Genomic DNA, 14,604 nt, shown 5'->3' with positions numbered 1-14,604 from the left:
AAGTTCGGTAGGCGCCTGACAACCACGTGCCTGAAATTGGCGGAATTCTATCCCACGGTTCAAGCGAGCAGCTTGCGCCGAACATGGTCGGACTATGCTGGACGGAGATGTCGGCTTCGGGCCAGACCAGTTGGCGTCAAACGCGCCTTTGCAAGTGAAAGCGGTATGGTAGCTATCCACGTTTGCAAACTGCAAGCGGACGTTCCGCTGCCGGCCCCATTTGAGCCATTCACTGGGAGGCAGACCCGCGGTACATCACCAATATTCTCGAAGCCAGTAGTTAGTCTCGTTCATCGTCCTTTGGTTCGACAGACCCATACGAGAGAATACGAGAGATATGGACCGGCGAACCATCCGCTGTATTGATCTCCTGTAGAAAACAGTGACCCTCAGACACTAGCATGATCGTTATTCGTCAATGGCTACGAAGCTGTTCGCCAAATTGATTCAAGAAGCTGATCCAGCCATTCGCTGACCGCATTTATCTTCTGCCGAACAACAGCAACGCGCCTGAATCCTGCCTTCGGATCAATGTTCGCGTACGCAAAAACGGCCGCTCGCGAACATACATTGACAGGTCCAGTTCCGAATAATAAGTTCGGTCATAGAACGAATTAACCGGAGTTCAATGTGACTGACCTGCCGCGCATATCCCGTCAGTTCTCACAGCGCTCCGTGATGGAAGCGATCGTCCAGGGCGGGCCGATCTCCCGCGCCTCGATCGCCAAGCTGACGGGCCTGTCGAAGCAGACCATCTCCGAAATCATGCGCGGGCTCGAGCAGGAGGGCTGGGTCCAGGAAACCGGCCGCACCAGCGGCCATGTCGGGCGCACCGCCGTCACCTACGAACTGGTCCACGACGCAGCCTATATCATCGCCGTCGACCTTGGCGGTACCAAGGTGCGGGTCGCGCTGACCGACCTTGCCTGCCAGATCTTTGCCGAAGCCGCCACACCGACCGATCCGCGCGGCGGCCAGTTCGTCGTCGATCAGATTGCAGCGCTGGCCTTCGATGCCGCGGCCAGACAGCACGTCGCGCGCAAGAAGATACGCCTGGCCGTCATCGGCGCGCCTGGCGCTCCTGACCCGGCCACCGGCCGCATTCTAATGGCGCCGAACATTGCCGGCTTCGACACAATGAATGTGCTGGATGCCTTCGAAGAAGCGCTCGGCGTCGCGGTGATGATCGAGAACGACGTCAATCTCGCGGTGCTTGGCGAGAACTGGCTCGGCCAAGGCCAGGGCATCGACAATCTCGCCTACATCGCGCTCGGCACCGGCATCGGCAGCGGGCTGATGCTGGGCGGCCATCTGGTGCGGGGTGCTGGGCACGCCGCCGGCGAGATCGGTTTTATGCCGATCGGCGCCGATCCCTTCGCCGAGGAATCACTGCGCACCGGCGCATTCGAACGCGCGGTGGCCACCCACGCCATGACCGATCGCTACCACGCCCTCACCGGCAGGCAGGTCTCGGTGCCGGCAATATTCGAGAATGCCGCGCTTGGCGACAAGGACGCGCTCGCCGTGCTCGACGAAACTGCCCGCCATCTGGCGCAAGGCGTTGCGGCAATCGCGGCAATTGCCAATCCAGAAAAGTTTATCCTCGGCGGCTCGATTGGGTTGCGGCCCGAAATCCTGTCCAGGGTGCAGGCGCTTCTGCCGCTATGCTTCCCCTATCCAGTCAGGGTCGAGGCGAGCGAACTCGGCGCACGCGCAGCCCTCATCGGCGCGGCGGCAATCGGCCTTGGCCAGTTGCACAACACGCTGTTCGGCGTCGACGCGCCTGATGGCCGGATTTCGCTGCCGCCTGCCCAGGCCGCCGCGCTGAAGGAGGCCGCGATATGACTCACGATATTACCGCCCGCCTACAGGCAGCGCTCGACCGTGACGACGCACTAACGCTGTTTCGCGGCGCCATTGACCGCGAGAGCATCACCGGCAACGAAGCCAACTTCGTCGACTTCCTCGAAGCCAGGATGCGCGACCTTGACCTCAGCGGCCTGACCAGGACGGAATTCCTTCCTGGGCGGCCCAACATCTGGGGCGAGCGCAAGGGGGCCGACCAGGGAAAGCGCCTGCTGTTCATCGGCCATACCGACACCGTCCATGTCGACGGCTGGCGCGAGCATTGGGCAGGCACCGAGCGTGAGGATCCGTTCGCCGCCCCGATCATTGATGGTGCTGTCTGGGGCCGCGGCTCAGGCGACCTCAAGGCCGGCATCACTGCTTCGCTGGCTGCACTCGCGCTGCTCGAAAAGGCAGGCGTTCGCCTCAAGGGCGACGTCGCCTTCGCTTTCGTCGGCGACGAGGAGAGCGGCCAGCCCGGCACCGGCATTTCCGCCGGGATCAAGCACTTCGTCGGACGCATCGAGGCCGGCGAGATCACAGCACCCGATTTCACCATCTATGTCGAGCCGACCCGCCTGGCCGTCTATGCGGCGCAGATCGGCTTCTTCATCACCGATATCTCGATTACCGGCAAATCCGCCTATTTCGGTGTGCCAGAACTCGGCAAGGATGCGCTCCGTGCAAGCCATGCCGCGATGACGGCGCTTTGGAAGCATTCGGATGAGGTCGCCGCGCGCGCCGAGCACAAACTGGTCGGGCGCGGCTTCCTGCTTATCACCGGGCTTGCCGGCGGCGGCTACATTGCCGTTCCCGAGCGCTGCACGCTCTCGCTGATCCGCAAGCTGTTGCCTGGCGAGGACCTCGACACCGCCGCCGCCGAGATCGAGGCTGCCGTGCGCGGCGCGATCGCCGATCCGGATATTTCGGTAGAGTTCGCCTACCCCGCCGGCCGCGACCACAGGCTGGGCGGCACCGCTGCCGAGATCGGCGAAACGCGGGCGGAAGTCGCCATGCTGTCCGACGCGATGGCCGGCGCAATGAGCGGACGCGGCGTCATCGAGGGCGCACCGTTCTGGTCGGAGTCCCCCTTCATCATCAATCAGCTCGGTATTCCTGCCGTCTATTGCGCGCCCGGCGACATCAGGAATTGCCACACATTCGAGGAGCACGTCGATGTCGAGGAATATTTTGCCGGCATAGTCGGCTTCGCCGCCTTCATGGCCCGCTATTGCGGCGTGGCCGACTGAACCACCAACGAAGCAAAATGGGAGAACTGACATGCCGATGAAGACACTGATCGCCGCCGCCTTTGCCGGCGGATTGATGCTTGCCGCCAACCCAGCTTTCGCACAGACGGTCGGCCCGCAGGGCGAGAGCGCCACGCCGAGCGCCGACGTGATCCTAAGCGATGCCGACATCGCCGCGCTCAAGGACAAGGGCTACAAGGCTGCCTTGCTCTGGCACACCTCGTCCGATTTCACCAATGCGGTAACCGCCGGCGCCACCTACGAATTCGCCCGCGCCGGCATCACCATTGCGGTCAAAACGGATGCCCAGTTCGACTCCGCCCGCCAGCGCAGCGACATCGAGACGGCGTTGGCCGCCAAGCCCAACGTCATCTTGGCGCTGCCGCTCGACCCGGTCACCTCGGCAGAAGCCTTCCGCCAGGCGGTCAAGGACGGCACCAAGTTGGTGTTCCTGTCCAACTTGCCCAAGGGCTACAAGCAGGGCACCGATTACGCTTCGATCGTGACTGACGATCTATTCCAGATGGGCAAGCAGGCTGCGGACGCGATGGCCAAGGCGATCGGCGGCAAGGGCAAGGTCGGCTACATTTTCCACGACGCTGCCTACTACGTCACCAACCAGCGCGACCAAGCCTTCAAGACCACCATCGAGAAGGTGTATCCCGACATCAAGATCGTCGCCGAACAGGGCATATCCGACCCGGCCCGCGCCGAGGAACTGGCCAACGCGATGCTTTTGCAGCATCCCGATCTCGACGGCATCTACGTGACCTGGGCCGAGCCGGCCGACGGCGTGCTGTCGGCGCTACGCGGCGCCGGCAACGCCAGGACCAAGATCGTCACGCTCGACCTCGCCGAGCCGGTCGCGCTCGACATGGTCAAGGGCGGCAATGTCGCAGCCCTCGTCGCCGACAAGGCCTATGAACTCGGCCGCGCCATGGCTGCTTCCGGCATGAAGTCGCTGCTTGGCCAGCCGACCCCGGCCTTCGTCGTCGCCCCGGCCCTGACCGTCACCAAGGAGAATGTCGCGCAGGGCTGGAAGGACTCGCTCAACCGCGACGCGCCGCAGCCGGTGCTCGACGCGGCGAAGTAAGGCTCTCGCTCCGGCGCGGCCCGCCGCACCGGAGCTTTCTTCGACACAACAAAAAGGGAACCGGGACATGCGCAAAGCATCTGTAATCATAACGACAGTGGCGAGCCTGCTAGCCATGCACGCCTTCGCCGCCGAAGGCGTCACCACAGGACCGAATGGTGAAAAGCCGGTGCCGGCGAGCAGTCTTACGCTGACGCCAGCCGAAGAGCAGCAGATCAAGGACGGCAAGTTCACCGCCGCCCTCGTCTGGCACGAGATGAGCGAATACACCAACGCCGTCAACGCCGGCGCCCATGACGAATTCAAGCGCCTCGGCATCGAGGTGGTGGCGCAGACCGATGCCGGTTTCGACGCCGCGCGACAGAAGGCCGATATCGAGACGGTGATGGCCAAAAAGCCGTCGATCATCCTGTCGCTTCCCGTCGATCCGGCGACCGCAGCTTCGGTCTACGATCCGGCACGCCAGGCCGGCGTCAAGCTCGGCTTCGTTGACAATTCCCCGGCCGGCTACAAGCAGGGCAGGGACTATGTCACCATCGTCTCCGACGATCTCTTTCAGATGGGCAACAAGGCCGGCATCGCCATGGCCGAGGCGCTCGGCAAGAAAGGCAAGATCGGCTACATCTTCCACGATGCCGACTTCTACGTCACCAACCAGCGCGACCAGGCCTTCAAGAAGACCATCGAGCAGGACTATCCCGATATGAAGATCGAGGCCGAGGCCGGCATGGCCGACCCGGCGCGCAGCGAAGACATCGCCCAGGCGATGATCACCCAGCATCCGGACCTGGACGGCATCTATGTCACCTGGGCCGAACCGGCGCTGAGCGTGCTTTCGGCCTTGCGCGGTGCCGGCAACACGCACACCAAGATTGTCACGCTCGACCTCAATGAGCCTGCCGCGCTCGACATGGTCAAGGGCGGCAACATCGCGGCCCTCGTCGCCGACGAGGCCTACAGCATTGGCGTGACGCTGGCGCGCGCCTCGGCAGGTTCTCTGGTCGGCAAGAAGGCCGAACCATTCTATGCCGTAGATTCCATCGCCGTCACCAAGGACACGGTGAAGGACGGTTGGAAGAAGTCCCTCAACAGGGACGTACCGGCGGCTATCGCGGACGCGGTGAAATAGGCTCGAGGCGAAGCGCTCACCACCGGAGGAATAAAATGTCCAGTGCCAACACCAGCGCCGGTGGCAGCTTCGCCAGCCGCTTCAATCTGCAGCAATATGTCGTCTACCTCGGTTTCCTGGCGATCTTCCTGTTCTTCGCCATTGTGCTGAGGGACAGCGGCTTCCTCACCGTCCGAAACTTATCGAACATCGTGTTGCAGACGACGCCGGTGACGATCATGGCCATCGGCCTGGTCTTCGTCATGTCGGCCGGCGAAATAGATTTGTCGATCGGCTCGATCGTGGCGGTGGCGGCCCTTGCAGCCGCCGTCACCATCAACGCGTACGGCATGCCGGCAGGGATAGTCGCCGGCCTCGGCGCCGGCCTGCTGATCGGCGTCATCAACGGCGTGCTGGTGGCGTATGTCAGGCTGCCCTCCTTCCTGGTGACGCTGGCGACGCTCGGCCTGTTCGCCGGCGTTTCGCGTTCGATGACAGACCTTCGCTCGATCTCGGTGACCAACGAAGCGTTCACCGGCTTCTTCGGTTCCGGCTCGCTGCTCGGTGTCCCCTCACTCGTCTGGTGGTCGGTGATTGCCGTGGCCATCGGCCACCTGGTGTTCCGCGAGACCCGTTTCGGCGCGCATGTGCTGGCGACCGGCGACAATGCCCGCGCCGCAAGCGTATCGGGCATCAGCGTGCCCAGGATCAGGCTCGCCGTGCTGACCATCAGCGGCGGGCTCGCCGGTCTTGCCGGCTTGCTCTATGCCGGTCGCCTGCAGGCGGCGAAATATACTCTCGGCGAAACCGACCTGATGACGGTCATCGCCGCCGTCATCGTCGGCGGCACGCTGCTCAATGGCGGCAAGGGCTCCGTGGTCGGCGCGCTGGTCGGCTCGTTGATGATGGGCATGCTCAACAACGGCCTGATCCTGATGGGCCTGTCGGTCTCCGACCAGATGATCGTGCGCGGCCTCATTATCCTGACCGCAGTCGCCGTGTCGCTGCGCGAAAAGAACCGCTGAAGGAAGCCATCCATGTTTCTCGAGATTCTGCGCCGCCGCAACCCCGCCTTCATCGAATCAGCTATCCGGTTGCACCAGCAAGGTAAGCTGCCGGCCAATGCTTATGTGCTCGATCTCGACACGGTTGAGGCCAATGCGCGGGTTCTCAAGAGCGAGGCCAACCGCAACGGCCTGAAGATCTTCGCCATGACCAAGCAGGTCGGCCGCTCCTCGTCGTTCTGCCGGGCTGTGATGCGCGGCGGCATTGACCGCGCGGTCGCCGTCGACATGGCTTGCGCCCGCGCCACCCACAAGGCAGGCATGAAGCTTGGCCATCTCGGCCATCTCCAGCAGGTCGCAAAATTCGAAGCGGCGGCTGCGGCGAAAACCTTCAAGCCGGACTACTGGACCGTGTTCAATGATACCAAGGCTGGGGAAGCGGCAACAGGCGCCAAGGCGGCCGGCTATGTGCAGCATCTGCTGGCCCGCATCGCCGCCGAAGGCGATATCTTCTATCGCGGCCATGAAGGCGGTTTCAATGCCGCCGACATTATCGATGTCGCCGACCGGCTGGATGCCGTCGAAGGCGGCCGTTTCGCCGGCATCACCACTTTCCCTGCTCTGCTGTTCGACCATGCTTCGCGGAAAGTGCTGCCGACCCCCAATCTGGCGACGCTCGCGAAAGCTGCGGAAGCGTTGGCCAAGGCAGGCCGCAAGGACATTGAGATCAACGCGCCGGGCACCACGTCGAGTGTCATGCTGGCGGCACTCGCCGAGGCTGGCGCGACGCAGTGCGAGCCCGGCAATGGACTGCATGGCACCACCGCGCTGCATGTCATGGAAGATTTGCCGGAGCTGCCGGCGGTGCTCTATCTCACCGAGGTCTCGCATCTCTCCGGCGGCAAGGCCTATTGCCTTGGCGGCGGCTTCTACATCGATCCGATCTTCCCCGACTACGACGTCAAGGCGATCGTCTCGGCTGAACCGACGACGGCAGGGTCGGCACTGCGCAGCGTCGAGGTGCCGCCGCCCTCTGCGATCGACTATTACGCCATGATCGATGCCGCCGGCGCGAACGCGCCGAAGCCTGGCGACAGCGCCGTGTTCGGCTTCCGTGGCCAGGCCTTCGTCACCCGCGCCCATATTGTCGGCGTGTCGGGCATTTCGACGGACAATCCGAAAGTGGAAACCATCGAGAACGGCTTCGGTGAACCCTATGCCTGGCCAGTCTAGGAGAAACACATGACGGTGAGCGCGCCCATCCTTCAGATGCACGACATTCGCAAGAATTTCGGCGGCATCACCGCGATCGAGAGTTTTTCGCTCGAGGTTTTCCCGGGCGAGATCGTTGCACTCGTCGGCGACAACGGCGCCGGAAAGTCGACGCTGGTCAAGATCGTCTCGGGCGTCCACCCGCCCTCGTCCGGCACCATCGTCATCGAAGGAAAACCGGTGACGATGTCGAATGCCACCATGGGGCGCGCGCACGGCATCGAGGTCGTCTACCAGGACCTGGCGCTGGCCGACCAGCAGACGGTCTACATGAACATGTTCCTCGGCCGCGAGCCGCTGAACCGCCTCGGTTTGCTCGACCGCCGCCGCATGATCGACGAGACCGAGAAACTGGTGAAGGAACTGGACGTGCGCATCCCCTCCGCCCACGCCACTATCCGCGATCTCTCCGGCGGCCAGCGCCAGGGCGTTGCGATCGCGCGCGCCACGCATTGGGCAAGCAAGCTGATCCTGCTGGATGAGCCGACGGCGGCGCTGGGCGTTGCCGAAACCGCCCGGGTGGAGGCTATCGTCCAGTCGCTGAAGCAGCGCAATGTCGGCATCCTGATCATCAGCCACAGCCTCGACCAGGTCTTCAAGCTCTCCGACCGCATCTGTGTTCTCAGGCGTGGCAAGCAGATTGGAATTCGCGAGACCGCGAAGACCGATAAGAACGAGATCGTTGCCATGATCACCGGCCTGCAGCAGCAATAGCAGGAACCTCTCTGAGAGCCCCCCGCCCGAGATCCGGATGTTGTCGGAGATCACGCGATCGATCAGCTTGTGCCGCGTGGTGATCGCCATCGGCCCGTCCTGGTCGTAGCTGCCTTGCCACTCCGGATGCGGCGCCAGCAGCGCTGGCACATACATCGTGTCGCCCGAAATCATGCGCTGTTCCTTGCCGTAGTTTGCGAGGTAGACCGAGTGGCCGGGCGTGTGGCCGGCGCAGCGATGATCTGGAAGCCGGGCGCGACTTCGGCGCCGTCATGGATGCTGCTGGAACTGCTGCGTCTGGTGAAGCTGCCTGCATCGCCTGAATTTCTCCAGGCGTATCCGCACCAGCTTTCTGGCGGCCAACAGCAGCGCGTTGGCATCGCTATCCCAGTCTCGATTTGATAGGACCTATGCAATGTATGGCGGCGCCGACATCACCGTGCCGCCCGGCGGCGTCAAGCTGTCCGGTTTCGGTCGCGACAAAGTCGCTGCATGCGCTGGACAGATACACCGTCTCAAAACAGCCTGGATTTCTCTGGGCTGCCCGTTTCTCGCTAAGCGCTGCCGAGGATGAAATCGGCGCACCGATCGGCGATCATGATCACCGGCGCGTTGGTGTTGCCGCTGATGGGACGCGGCATGATCGAGGCGTCGCAGATGCGTAGGCGCGGCACGCCGCGCACGCGCAATTGCGGGTCGACCACCGCCTGGTCATCGGTGCCCATCCGGCAGGTGCCGCAGGGGTGATAGACCGTCTTGGCATGTTCGAGGATGTGGTCTGTTATGGATTGATCGGAAAGGTCGGCGGCCCCGCCCGGCGACAGCTCCTCGGCGATCACCGCCTGCCCTACGAAACCCGCTTCGAGGATCTGGAATATCTCACCACCGGTCGCACCGATCTGGTCTCGGCTCTTATCAACAACGCCTACACCTCCATTCCCATTCCTCATTCTTTTGTCTTCCTGCTCGTGCTGGCGGCGGTGAGGTCGTTCTGCACCGTACCGCCTTCGGACGATATCTCTACGCCGTAGGCAAAAATGAAGAGGCCGCGCGGTTTTCCGGAATCCGTACCGGCCGGGTTATCATCTGCGCCTATGTGATCTGCGCCGGGCTGACGGCGCTGTCATCCATCTTTCTCGCAATGTACACACGCTCGATCCTGCCAAGCTCGCACGGCAATTTCTACGAGCTCTACGCGATCGCCGCCGGCAGCCTTGAAGAAGTTTCTGCATTCGGCTGGCTCGAACAGGTGGCAGATGTCGCCGAGAGCTTGGCGGAGTGCGTCGAAGGTTCTGGCCGCTTTCTTTCGCAGCCGCGCCTTGAGTTTTGAGTAGGCCATCTCGATCGGATTGAGATCGGGTGAGTATGGCGGCAGGAACAGGAGCCAAGCGCCCCTTTGGCGAACCAGTTGTGCGGCGCGCTCGTTCTTGTGGAAGCCGACATTGTCGAGAATGACGATATCGCCGGGCGACAGTTGGGGAGCAAGCTGTGTTTCGATGTAGTGTTCGAAGATGGCGCCATTCATCGGCGCGTTGACGATCCACGGCGCGACAAGACCGTGGCATCGTAGCCCGGCGATGAAGGTCTGCGTCTGCCATTTGCCGAAGGGCGCATGCGTCCTGAAGCGCTCGCCCTTCGGCGCCCAGCCGGTGCGTTTGGTCAGTTTGGTGTTGGTCGACGTCTCATCGATGAAGATCAGCCGCGCCAAAGCCTTGTTGAAGAAGCGCTTTCGCCGCCCGGTCCACAGCTCACGCGCCTGGCGCACGTCGGCCCGCTGCTGCTCGCTGGCCAGTAGAGTTTTTTTATGACTGAGCCCAAGGCGATGGAGCAGGCGCCCGACATTGGAGCGGTGCACGCTCACACCACGCACCTCCAGTTCGACGCAAAGCTCATCCAGCGTCAGTTCGCCGGTCTCGGCCAATCGCAAACGCACAAACTCGGCATGCGGCTCAAGCTTGCCGCCGCCCACATGGCCCTGCCGGCGCGCTTCAAGCGAACCGGTCTGCCGCCGCAAGTTGATCAGATTGTTCACAAAGCGAGGCGAAACGCGGAAATGGCGCGCTGCCTCGCGGTGACCATGCCCCTCATCGACATACGCAACAACACGCTGACGCAACTCAAGCGGTAGCGGCTTGCCCACCGCGGTCTCCTTTCAACCGCAATGAATCACGAACTCAAACCAAAGGGAATCCTGAATCCCTTAAATCGCGACAGGCTCTAGTTGTGGAGGTGCGACAATTGAAATCCAGGCTGGCGTTCGACGCCGGATAACAGCGATTCCGCCGATCGGAACATGTCCTCGAATTCCAACTCGTTTTCAAACACCACGCCGCCGACGCTGATGGTCAGCGTATCCGCGGTTCCTTTTGGCGCGAAATAGGCTTGGGCCACGCGCGCCCGGATACGCTCGCCGATCTCCCTAGCGTCGTCTTCTGTCGCACCGGGCAGAAAGACCCCGAACATGGAGGTTCCGATCCGGCCCACCAGATCTTCCTTGCGTACCGATGACTGGATGGTCGAGGCTATGAGCCGCAAGGCTTCGTCACCCCAGCCAAGGCCGAAGCGCAGATTGATGGACCTGATGTGTTCGGGATGAATGACCAGGAAGGCGCCAGATCTTGGACCAGACGATTTTGGCCTGGTTGCTCTCCTTTCGACCATCGACGTGAAGACCGTCCGGTTGAGGCAGCCTGTCAGGCTGTCAAAGGTCGCCGACTTGTTGAGTTCCCTTCGATAACGGACGAGCTCGGTCCGCTGCAGGCCAATGAACAGGAAAAGTGGGCCACCGACGATGACCGGCAACAGGATCGCTGTGACCATGCTGCGGCCAAACGGCGTCAAGGCTTCCGAGAACAGAAGCAGATAATTTAGGCCAACCGAGAGGAGCAGAATTCCCGCCGAACCCAGGGCAGTCAGCCATGCGATATCTTTCCATTGCCGGGGCGAGCTATTCGCCATTGGTGTCATCATTAGCCAATCTCCCGCCTGATCGGCTGTCATAAGGCCAAGGTGCTGCACTTTCAGTTTCGAGGAAACATACAATTTTAGTAATGGCGCAATCACCTACCATTGGCCCGAAATCAGGCCTTCAAAAGCAAGGCTACGGCGGCAAAAGCAAAGACACTGAATTGTCGGCTATTGTGGCGGGCCGAATATCCCCATCTCCGCGTCTCTGGCCACTGCCTCCGCCTTGCCATAGATGCCACTCGCCAAGGCCGTCGCCCAGCCATTGGAAACAAGCCAGGCGCCGACATCCTGCCTGCCCAAGCTGCACGGTGCCCCAATGACAAAACGATCGATTTCCGGCGGCACGACGCATTTCAGCGCCCGGCCGCGCAGCCAGGAATTGAACGTCGCGCGCGCACGCTGGCCGCAAGGCCAGGCGACGCCGCGAAAGGAACAGGTCTCGTCCAGGTCAATGCCTTGGATCCCGCTGACGACTACCTTGCGCCCCATGGATTCGAAGGTTGCCGACGAGGTGGCAACCGGTTGGAAAAGCAAGACCTCTGGCCAATCTTTGGCATTCGCATCCCTGCAGGCGCGGCCAGACCAAGGTCGCTGAGCGGCGGGCGCGGCTCGACCCGTTCGATTTGCGCCGGATCAAGCTGTGGCGGCGCGATAAGGTCCTGAGCAATCTTGCGTGCCCGTCCTCGCCATGGCGTATTGGCGGCGCTCGGAGGTGGTCGCATTGCCTGGCTATGATCGATGGATTGACGTGGCGCTGGCCGATTGTTCGGAAGCAGATCTGCGGCCCGGATGATCAACAAGACCCCGGCCAGGAGGAGCAGGCTTCCGAGCGCTATCAAGCGATTGTGCCTCAGCCAGCCCATCAACTCAAGCAAGGTTCCTTGCCCCTCAATACCCCGATGTCGATTTGGCGACCAGCTTGAGTGCACCTTTTTGAACCTGATAGAAGGGCATGGATCGCTCACTGGAGCCATCCGCCCGAAACCGGAACAGGCCGGTCGATCCGCGAAATCCGCTCCGATTTTCGAGCACCTGCTTGCTGAAGCCGTCAGGCCCGGCCGAACTTGCAATTCCTGCTGTCAGGGCGACCATATCATAGGCGTAGGCGACATTGGCGTCGGCTGGATAATTGTAGGTCGTCTTGAAGCGGTCGGCGATCGGGCCGGTTTCCGTTGGGTCGAGCGTGGCGATGTAGGAGCCTTCAAACAGCGGCTCCATCGGATGTTCCAGCCAGCGGTTGGTTCCAACGACGGCAATTGCTTCTCCAGGAATGCCTTTCGTTTTGAGCGCCGCAAGGATCGGCGCCGGATTGTCGTCGCCGCTGGCGATGATGATGGCATCGGGAGCCTCGACCAGCGAGCCCACATCATTGACCACTTTGGTGCCGCCATCGCCGGCCGGATACGGAACGGTGACGGCGAGCGTCGCGCCATAGATGCTGAGACTGTTGGCGACCCGCTTTTCAACCACGCTGGCATTCGCGCCCGCCGCAACGAGCAACACGAACTTCTTGCTGCCTTTGGCCGCCAGGCCGGCTGCGCCCGCGGCCGCGCTGTCGGCCTCGTTGAGGCGCACCGCATAGACGCCCGGGCCGCCAGCGAAATTGTCGGCCAACGCCAGCACCGGCGGTCGCTTCGATCCCGACAGCTTGGCTATGTGCTGCGCGGCCGCGAGTTCGACCGGGCCGATGACGATCTTGGTTCCAGTGGTGATCGCCTTCACAGCCAATTCGCTGGCGTGCGCGCTGTCGCCCTTGGTGTCCTCGACCGTAATCGTGAGCAGGACATTTCCAAGGTCGGCCATCGCCAGCTTGGTCGCATCGAGCATCTTCCGGCCGTTTTCGCCGGCGTTGCCCGGGGCCGACAAAGGCAGCAGCATCGTGACCTTCGTCGACCCGGTGCCGAGCGATCGCGTGGCTTGGGCCGGGCTGGCAGCGGTGCCGGCGGCCGGCGCTCCGGGTGCGGCGATCGCCGCCGGATCGAGCGCGTCCGAGACGCTGCCTTTCGACTGGCAGCCCGACACCATGCCCGCGAACGCAAAGACGATCGCCCACGTCCACAAACCGTGTCGCTGCCGGCCAGAATCCATGATGCCTCCCTCATATCCCGCCGGGTATTTGTCCCGGTCTCATCCGTTCATCTTACGGCAGACTTGCCTCGCCGTCTTTGCAATTGCTGGATTATGGCTCAGCCGTCGAAAAGTCTTGCCCGGAGCGCCTTGATCATTCTGGCTTGCCCGGCGCTTCGATAGTCCGCGCATTTCATGTATCGCGGGCCCGGCACGAACAGTCGGCGCACACAAATCCGCCTCGCCGGGGCAGGGGCACCATCGTCTCCTGCTGTCGGGAATGCGGAGAATCCGAACGTCGCCACCGGCAATGGCCCGGCCACCGCAAAACCTTCTCTCGCCAGGATTGCACGCGCACGCCGGCAGTAGCGGACCGAAAGTTCGGAGAACCGGGTTTCACCGTGCCCGGCACGATACTTCATGACGGTGGTGCAGAGATCGCCTGCGGCAAGGCTGTTTGCCTGCGCCAGATATCTGACGCCGAGCGCGATGTTGGTCGCCGGCGCGCCAAGCTCGTCGAGCGAGCCACGAAAGCCCAGCATTCGGGCCGTCGCGGGCATTACCTGCATCAACCCGACCTCACCATCGGCGCCGTGCACATCGGGATCGAACCCGCTTTCGATCTCCATCACCGCGTGCGCCAGCACCGGTTCCAAGCCGTAGAGCGATGCCTGGCATGTCGCAAACGCCTTGAATGTCGCGCGAGTCCATTCGGAGGCGGCGTCGCAGCGAACCGGCCGCCTCAAGCCGAACGGTGCTGGTCTCGCCAGGCTAGGTCGTTCCAGCCAGTTGGCGCGGGCTTGCGTGGCAAGCTGGCCAAAACCGGTCAATGCGATCGCTCCGGCGATCGCCCTCGTCAATCGTCCGCCGACCATCGGGTCAGCCAACCGGCACTGCCGGATCCCTTCCGGTCAGTTCATGTACTCGACCATGCGGTCGTGGAAGCATTCGCACTTGTTGAGGGTGTCTTCGTCCTTGTAGTTCGTCTTGAGGTAGCCATAGGCCATGCCGCAGGCGACCTTGGCTTCCGACGCCCAGATGAAGGCGGGGCGCGAAGAATTGATCCATTCCGAGCTGTTGGCGACGGCCACCGACTCGTCCATCAGCTTCACCACCTCGGACTTTAGATCGACGATGTTGTCGTTCAGCACCAGGTTGGATGTGCCGACGGTCCGGCAATAGTCGGCCACCGGCCCTTCGATAATATCGGCAGCCTGCAGTCCTGTCGCGCATAACGACAGCAGCCCGGCCCCGAAAGTCACTCGCAAAATTCTGGTCATGCTC

General features: G+C 62.5%; 14 protein-coding genes and 3 pseudogenes. 9 read left to right on the top strand and 8 right to left on the bottom strand.

Annotated elements, in window-relative coordinates; translation table 11 throughout:
- Positions 1–630 precede the first annotated feature (630 nt).
- The 7 genes from ACYG9Y_RS20425 to ACYG9Y_RS20395 all read left to right on the top strand — a co-directional run bounded on the left by ACYG9Y_RS20425 (position 631) and on the right by ACYG9Y_RS20395 (position 8,286).
- A complete protein-coding gene (locus ACYG9Y_RS20425) occupies positions 631–1,845 on the top strand; it encodes an ROK family transcriptional regulator (RefSeq protein ID WP_023738286.1) in 1,215 nt (404 codons plus the stop codon).
- Positions 1,842–3,095, top strand: a complete 1,254-nt coding sequence (locus ACYG9Y_RS20420) for a M20 family metallopeptidase (protein WP_023738287.1) — start codon at positions 1,842–1,844, stop codon at positions 3,093–3,095. The genes ACYG9Y_RS20425 and ACYG9Y_RS20420 overlap by 4 nt, the downstream gene beginning before the upstream one ends.
- A gap of 31 nt (positions 3,096–3,126) precedes the next feature.
- The gene (locus ACYG9Y_RS20415) at positions 3,127–4,188 is read left to right on the top strand and encodes a substrate-binding domain-containing protein (RefSeq protein WP_031253326.1); all 1,062 of its coding nucleotides are present in this window, start codon (positions 3,127–3,129) and stop codon (positions 4,186–4,188) included.
- A 67-nt stretch (positions 4,189–4,255) separates the two neighbouring features.
- Positions 4,256–5,317, top strand: a complete 1,062-nt coding sequence (locus ACYG9Y_RS20410; protein WP_023729114.1) for a substrate-binding domain-containing protein — start codon at positions 4,256–4,258, stop codon at positions 5,315–5,317.
- A 35-nt stretch (positions 5,318–5,352) separates the two neighbouring features.
- Complete coding sequence (locus ACYG9Y_RS20405; protein ID WP_023692325.1) at positions 5,353–6,321, top strand: ABC transporter permease; 969 nt, start codon at positions 5,353–5,355, stop codon at positions 6,319–6,321.
- Positions 6,322–6,333: 12 nt separating this feature from the next.
- Entirely contained in the window at positions 6,334–7,533 is a 1,200-nt protein-coding gene (locus ACYG9Y_RS20400; RefSeq protein ID WP_023738289.1) for an alanine racemase, read from the top strand.
- Positions 7,534–7,542: 9 nt separating this feature from the next.
- Positions 7,543–8,286 carry an ATP-binding cassette domain-containing protein gene (locus ACYG9Y_RS20395; RefSeq protein WP_023738290.1) on the top strand — a complete coding sequence of 248 codons (744 nt, stop codon included), beginning with the start codon at positions 7,543–7,545 and terminating at the stop codon, positions 8,284–8,286.
- Between the two features lie 24 nt (positions 8,287–8,310).
- On the opposite strand, the pseudogene ACYG9Y_RS20390 reads toward ACYG9Y_RS20395, so the two are convergent.
- Positions 8,311–8,564: pseudogene (locus ACYG9Y_RS20390) on the bottom strand (MBL fold metallo-hydrolase); the annotation flags it as partial.
- On the opposite strand from ACYG9Y_RS20390, the gene ACYG9Y_RS20385 reads away from it, so the two are divergent.
- Positions 8,524–8,688, top strand: coding sequence for a hypothetical protein (locus ACYG9Y_RS20385; RefSeq protein WP_023715648.1), 165 nt, complete (start codon positions 8,524–8,526; stop codon positions 8,686–8,688). The pseudogene ACYG9Y_RS20390 and the gene ACYG9Y_RS20385 sit on opposite strands and share 41 nt — an antisense overlap.
- Positions 8,689–8,840: 152 nt before the next feature.
- Here the strand turns inward: ACYG9Y_RS20385 and ACYG9Y_RS20380 are convergent.
- Positions 8,841–9,131: pseudogene (locus ACYG9Y_RS20380) on the bottom strand (GMC oxidoreductase); the annotation flags it as partial.
- A gap of 15 nt (positions 9,132–9,146) precedes the next feature.
- On the opposite strand from ACYG9Y_RS20380, the pseudogene ACYG9Y_RS20375 reads away from it, so the two are divergent.
- Positions 9,147–9,523 (top strand): annotated as a pseudogene (locus ACYG9Y_RS20375) (ABC transporter permease); the annotation flags it as partial.
- Here ACYG9Y_RS20375 and ACYG9Y_RS20370 read toward each other — a convergent pair.
- From ACYG9Y_RS20370 to ACYG9Y_RS20345, 6 genes are all read right to left on the bottom strand, one after another.
- The gene (locus ACYG9Y_RS20370; protein ID WP_023738293.1) at positions 9,410–10,426 is read right to left on the bottom strand and encodes an IS630 family transposase; all 1,017 of its coding nucleotides are present in this window, start codon (positions 10,424–10,426) and stop codon (positions 9,410–9,412) included. The pseudogene ACYG9Y_RS20375 and the gene ACYG9Y_RS20370 sit on opposite strands and share 114 nt — an antisense overlap.
- Positions 10,427–10,503: 77 nt before the next feature.
- Positions 10,504–11,256 (bottom strand): GGDEF domain-containing protein, encoded by a 753-nt coding sequence (locus ACYG9Y_RS20365; RefSeq protein ID WP_023738294.1) that lies wholly within the window; start codon positions 11,254–11,256, stop codon positions 10,504–10,506.
- Positions 11,257–11,421: 165 nt separating this feature from the next.
- On the bottom strand, positions 11,422–11,787 hold the full coding sequence (locus ACYG9Y_RS20360) for a thermonuclease family protein (RefSeq protein WP_245260386.1): 366 nt from the start codon (positions 11,785–11,787) through the stop codon (positions 11,422–11,424).
- 354 nt (positions 11,788–12,141) lie between these two features.
- The gene (locus ACYG9Y_RS20355) at positions 12,142–13,341 is read right to left on the bottom strand and encodes a type 1 periplasmic-binding domain-containing protein (RefSeq protein WP_023738295.1); all 1,200 of its coding nucleotides are present in this window, start codon (positions 13,339–13,341) and stop codon (positions 12,142–12,144) included.
- A gap of 98 nt (positions 13,342–13,439) precedes the next feature.
- Complete coding sequence (locus ACYG9Y_RS20350; RefSeq protein ID WP_245260387.1) at positions 13,440–14,150, bottom strand: lytic transglycosylase domain-containing protein; 711 nt, start codon at positions 14,148–14,150, stop codon at positions 13,440–13,442.
- Between the two features lie 81 nt (positions 14,151–14,231).
- Entirely contained in the window at positions 14,232–14,600 is a 369-nt protein-coding gene (locus ACYG9Y_RS20345) for a hypothetical protein (protein ID WP_023738297.1), read from the bottom strand.
- Positions 14,601–14,604: the final 4 nt, after the last annotated feature.

This window comes from Mesorhizobium sp. W050 (assembly GCF_054719535.1).
Note: the sequence above shows the minus strand (reverse complement) of the source record. Positions and strands in the feature narration are given on the sequence as shown.

Bases quoted from the DNA above. Each gene is read 5' to 3' on its own strand.
- ACYG9Y_RS20420 (WP_023738287.1), top strand. From the start codon at position 1,842: ATGACTCACGATATTACCGCCCGCCTACAGGCAGCGCTCGACCGTGAC.
- ACYG9Y_RS20415 (WP_031253326.1), top strand. From the start codon at position 3,127: ATGCCGATGAAGACACTGATCGCCGCCGCCTTTGCCGGCGGATTGATG.
- ACYG9Y_RS20410 (WP_023729114.1), top strand. From the start codon at position 4,256: ATGCGCAAAGCATCTGTAATCATAACGACAGTGGCGAGCCTGCTAGCC.
- ACYG9Y_RS20405 (WP_023692325.1), top strand. From the start codon at position 5,353: ATGTCCAGTGCCAACACCAGCGCCGGTGGCAGCTTCGCCAGCCGCTTC.
- ACYG9Y_RS20400 (WP_023738289.1), top strand. From the start codon at position 6,334: ATGTTTCTCGAGATTCTGCGCCGCCGCAACCCCGCCTTCATCGAATCA.
- ACYG9Y_RS20395 (WP_023738290.1), top strand. From the start codon at position 7,543: ATGACGGTGAGCGCGCCCATCCTTCAGATGCACGACATTCGCAAGAAT.
- ACYG9Y_RS20385 (WP_023715648.1), top strand. From the start codon at position 8,524: ATGATCTGGAAGCCGGGCGCGACTTCGGCGCCGTCATGGATGCTGCTG.
- ACYG9Y_RS20365 (WP_023738294.1), bottom strand. From the start codon at position 11,256: ATGATGACACCAATGGCGAATAGCTCGCCCCGGCAATGGAAAGATATC.
- ACYG9Y_RS20355 (WP_023738295.1), bottom strand. From the start codon at position 13,341: ATGGATTCTGGCCGGCAGCGACACGGTTTGTGGACGTGGGCGATCGTC.
- ACYG9Y_RS20345 (WP_023738297.1), bottom strand. From the start codon at position 14,600: ATGACCAGAATTTTGCGAGTGACTTTCGGGGCCGGGCTGCTGTCGTTA.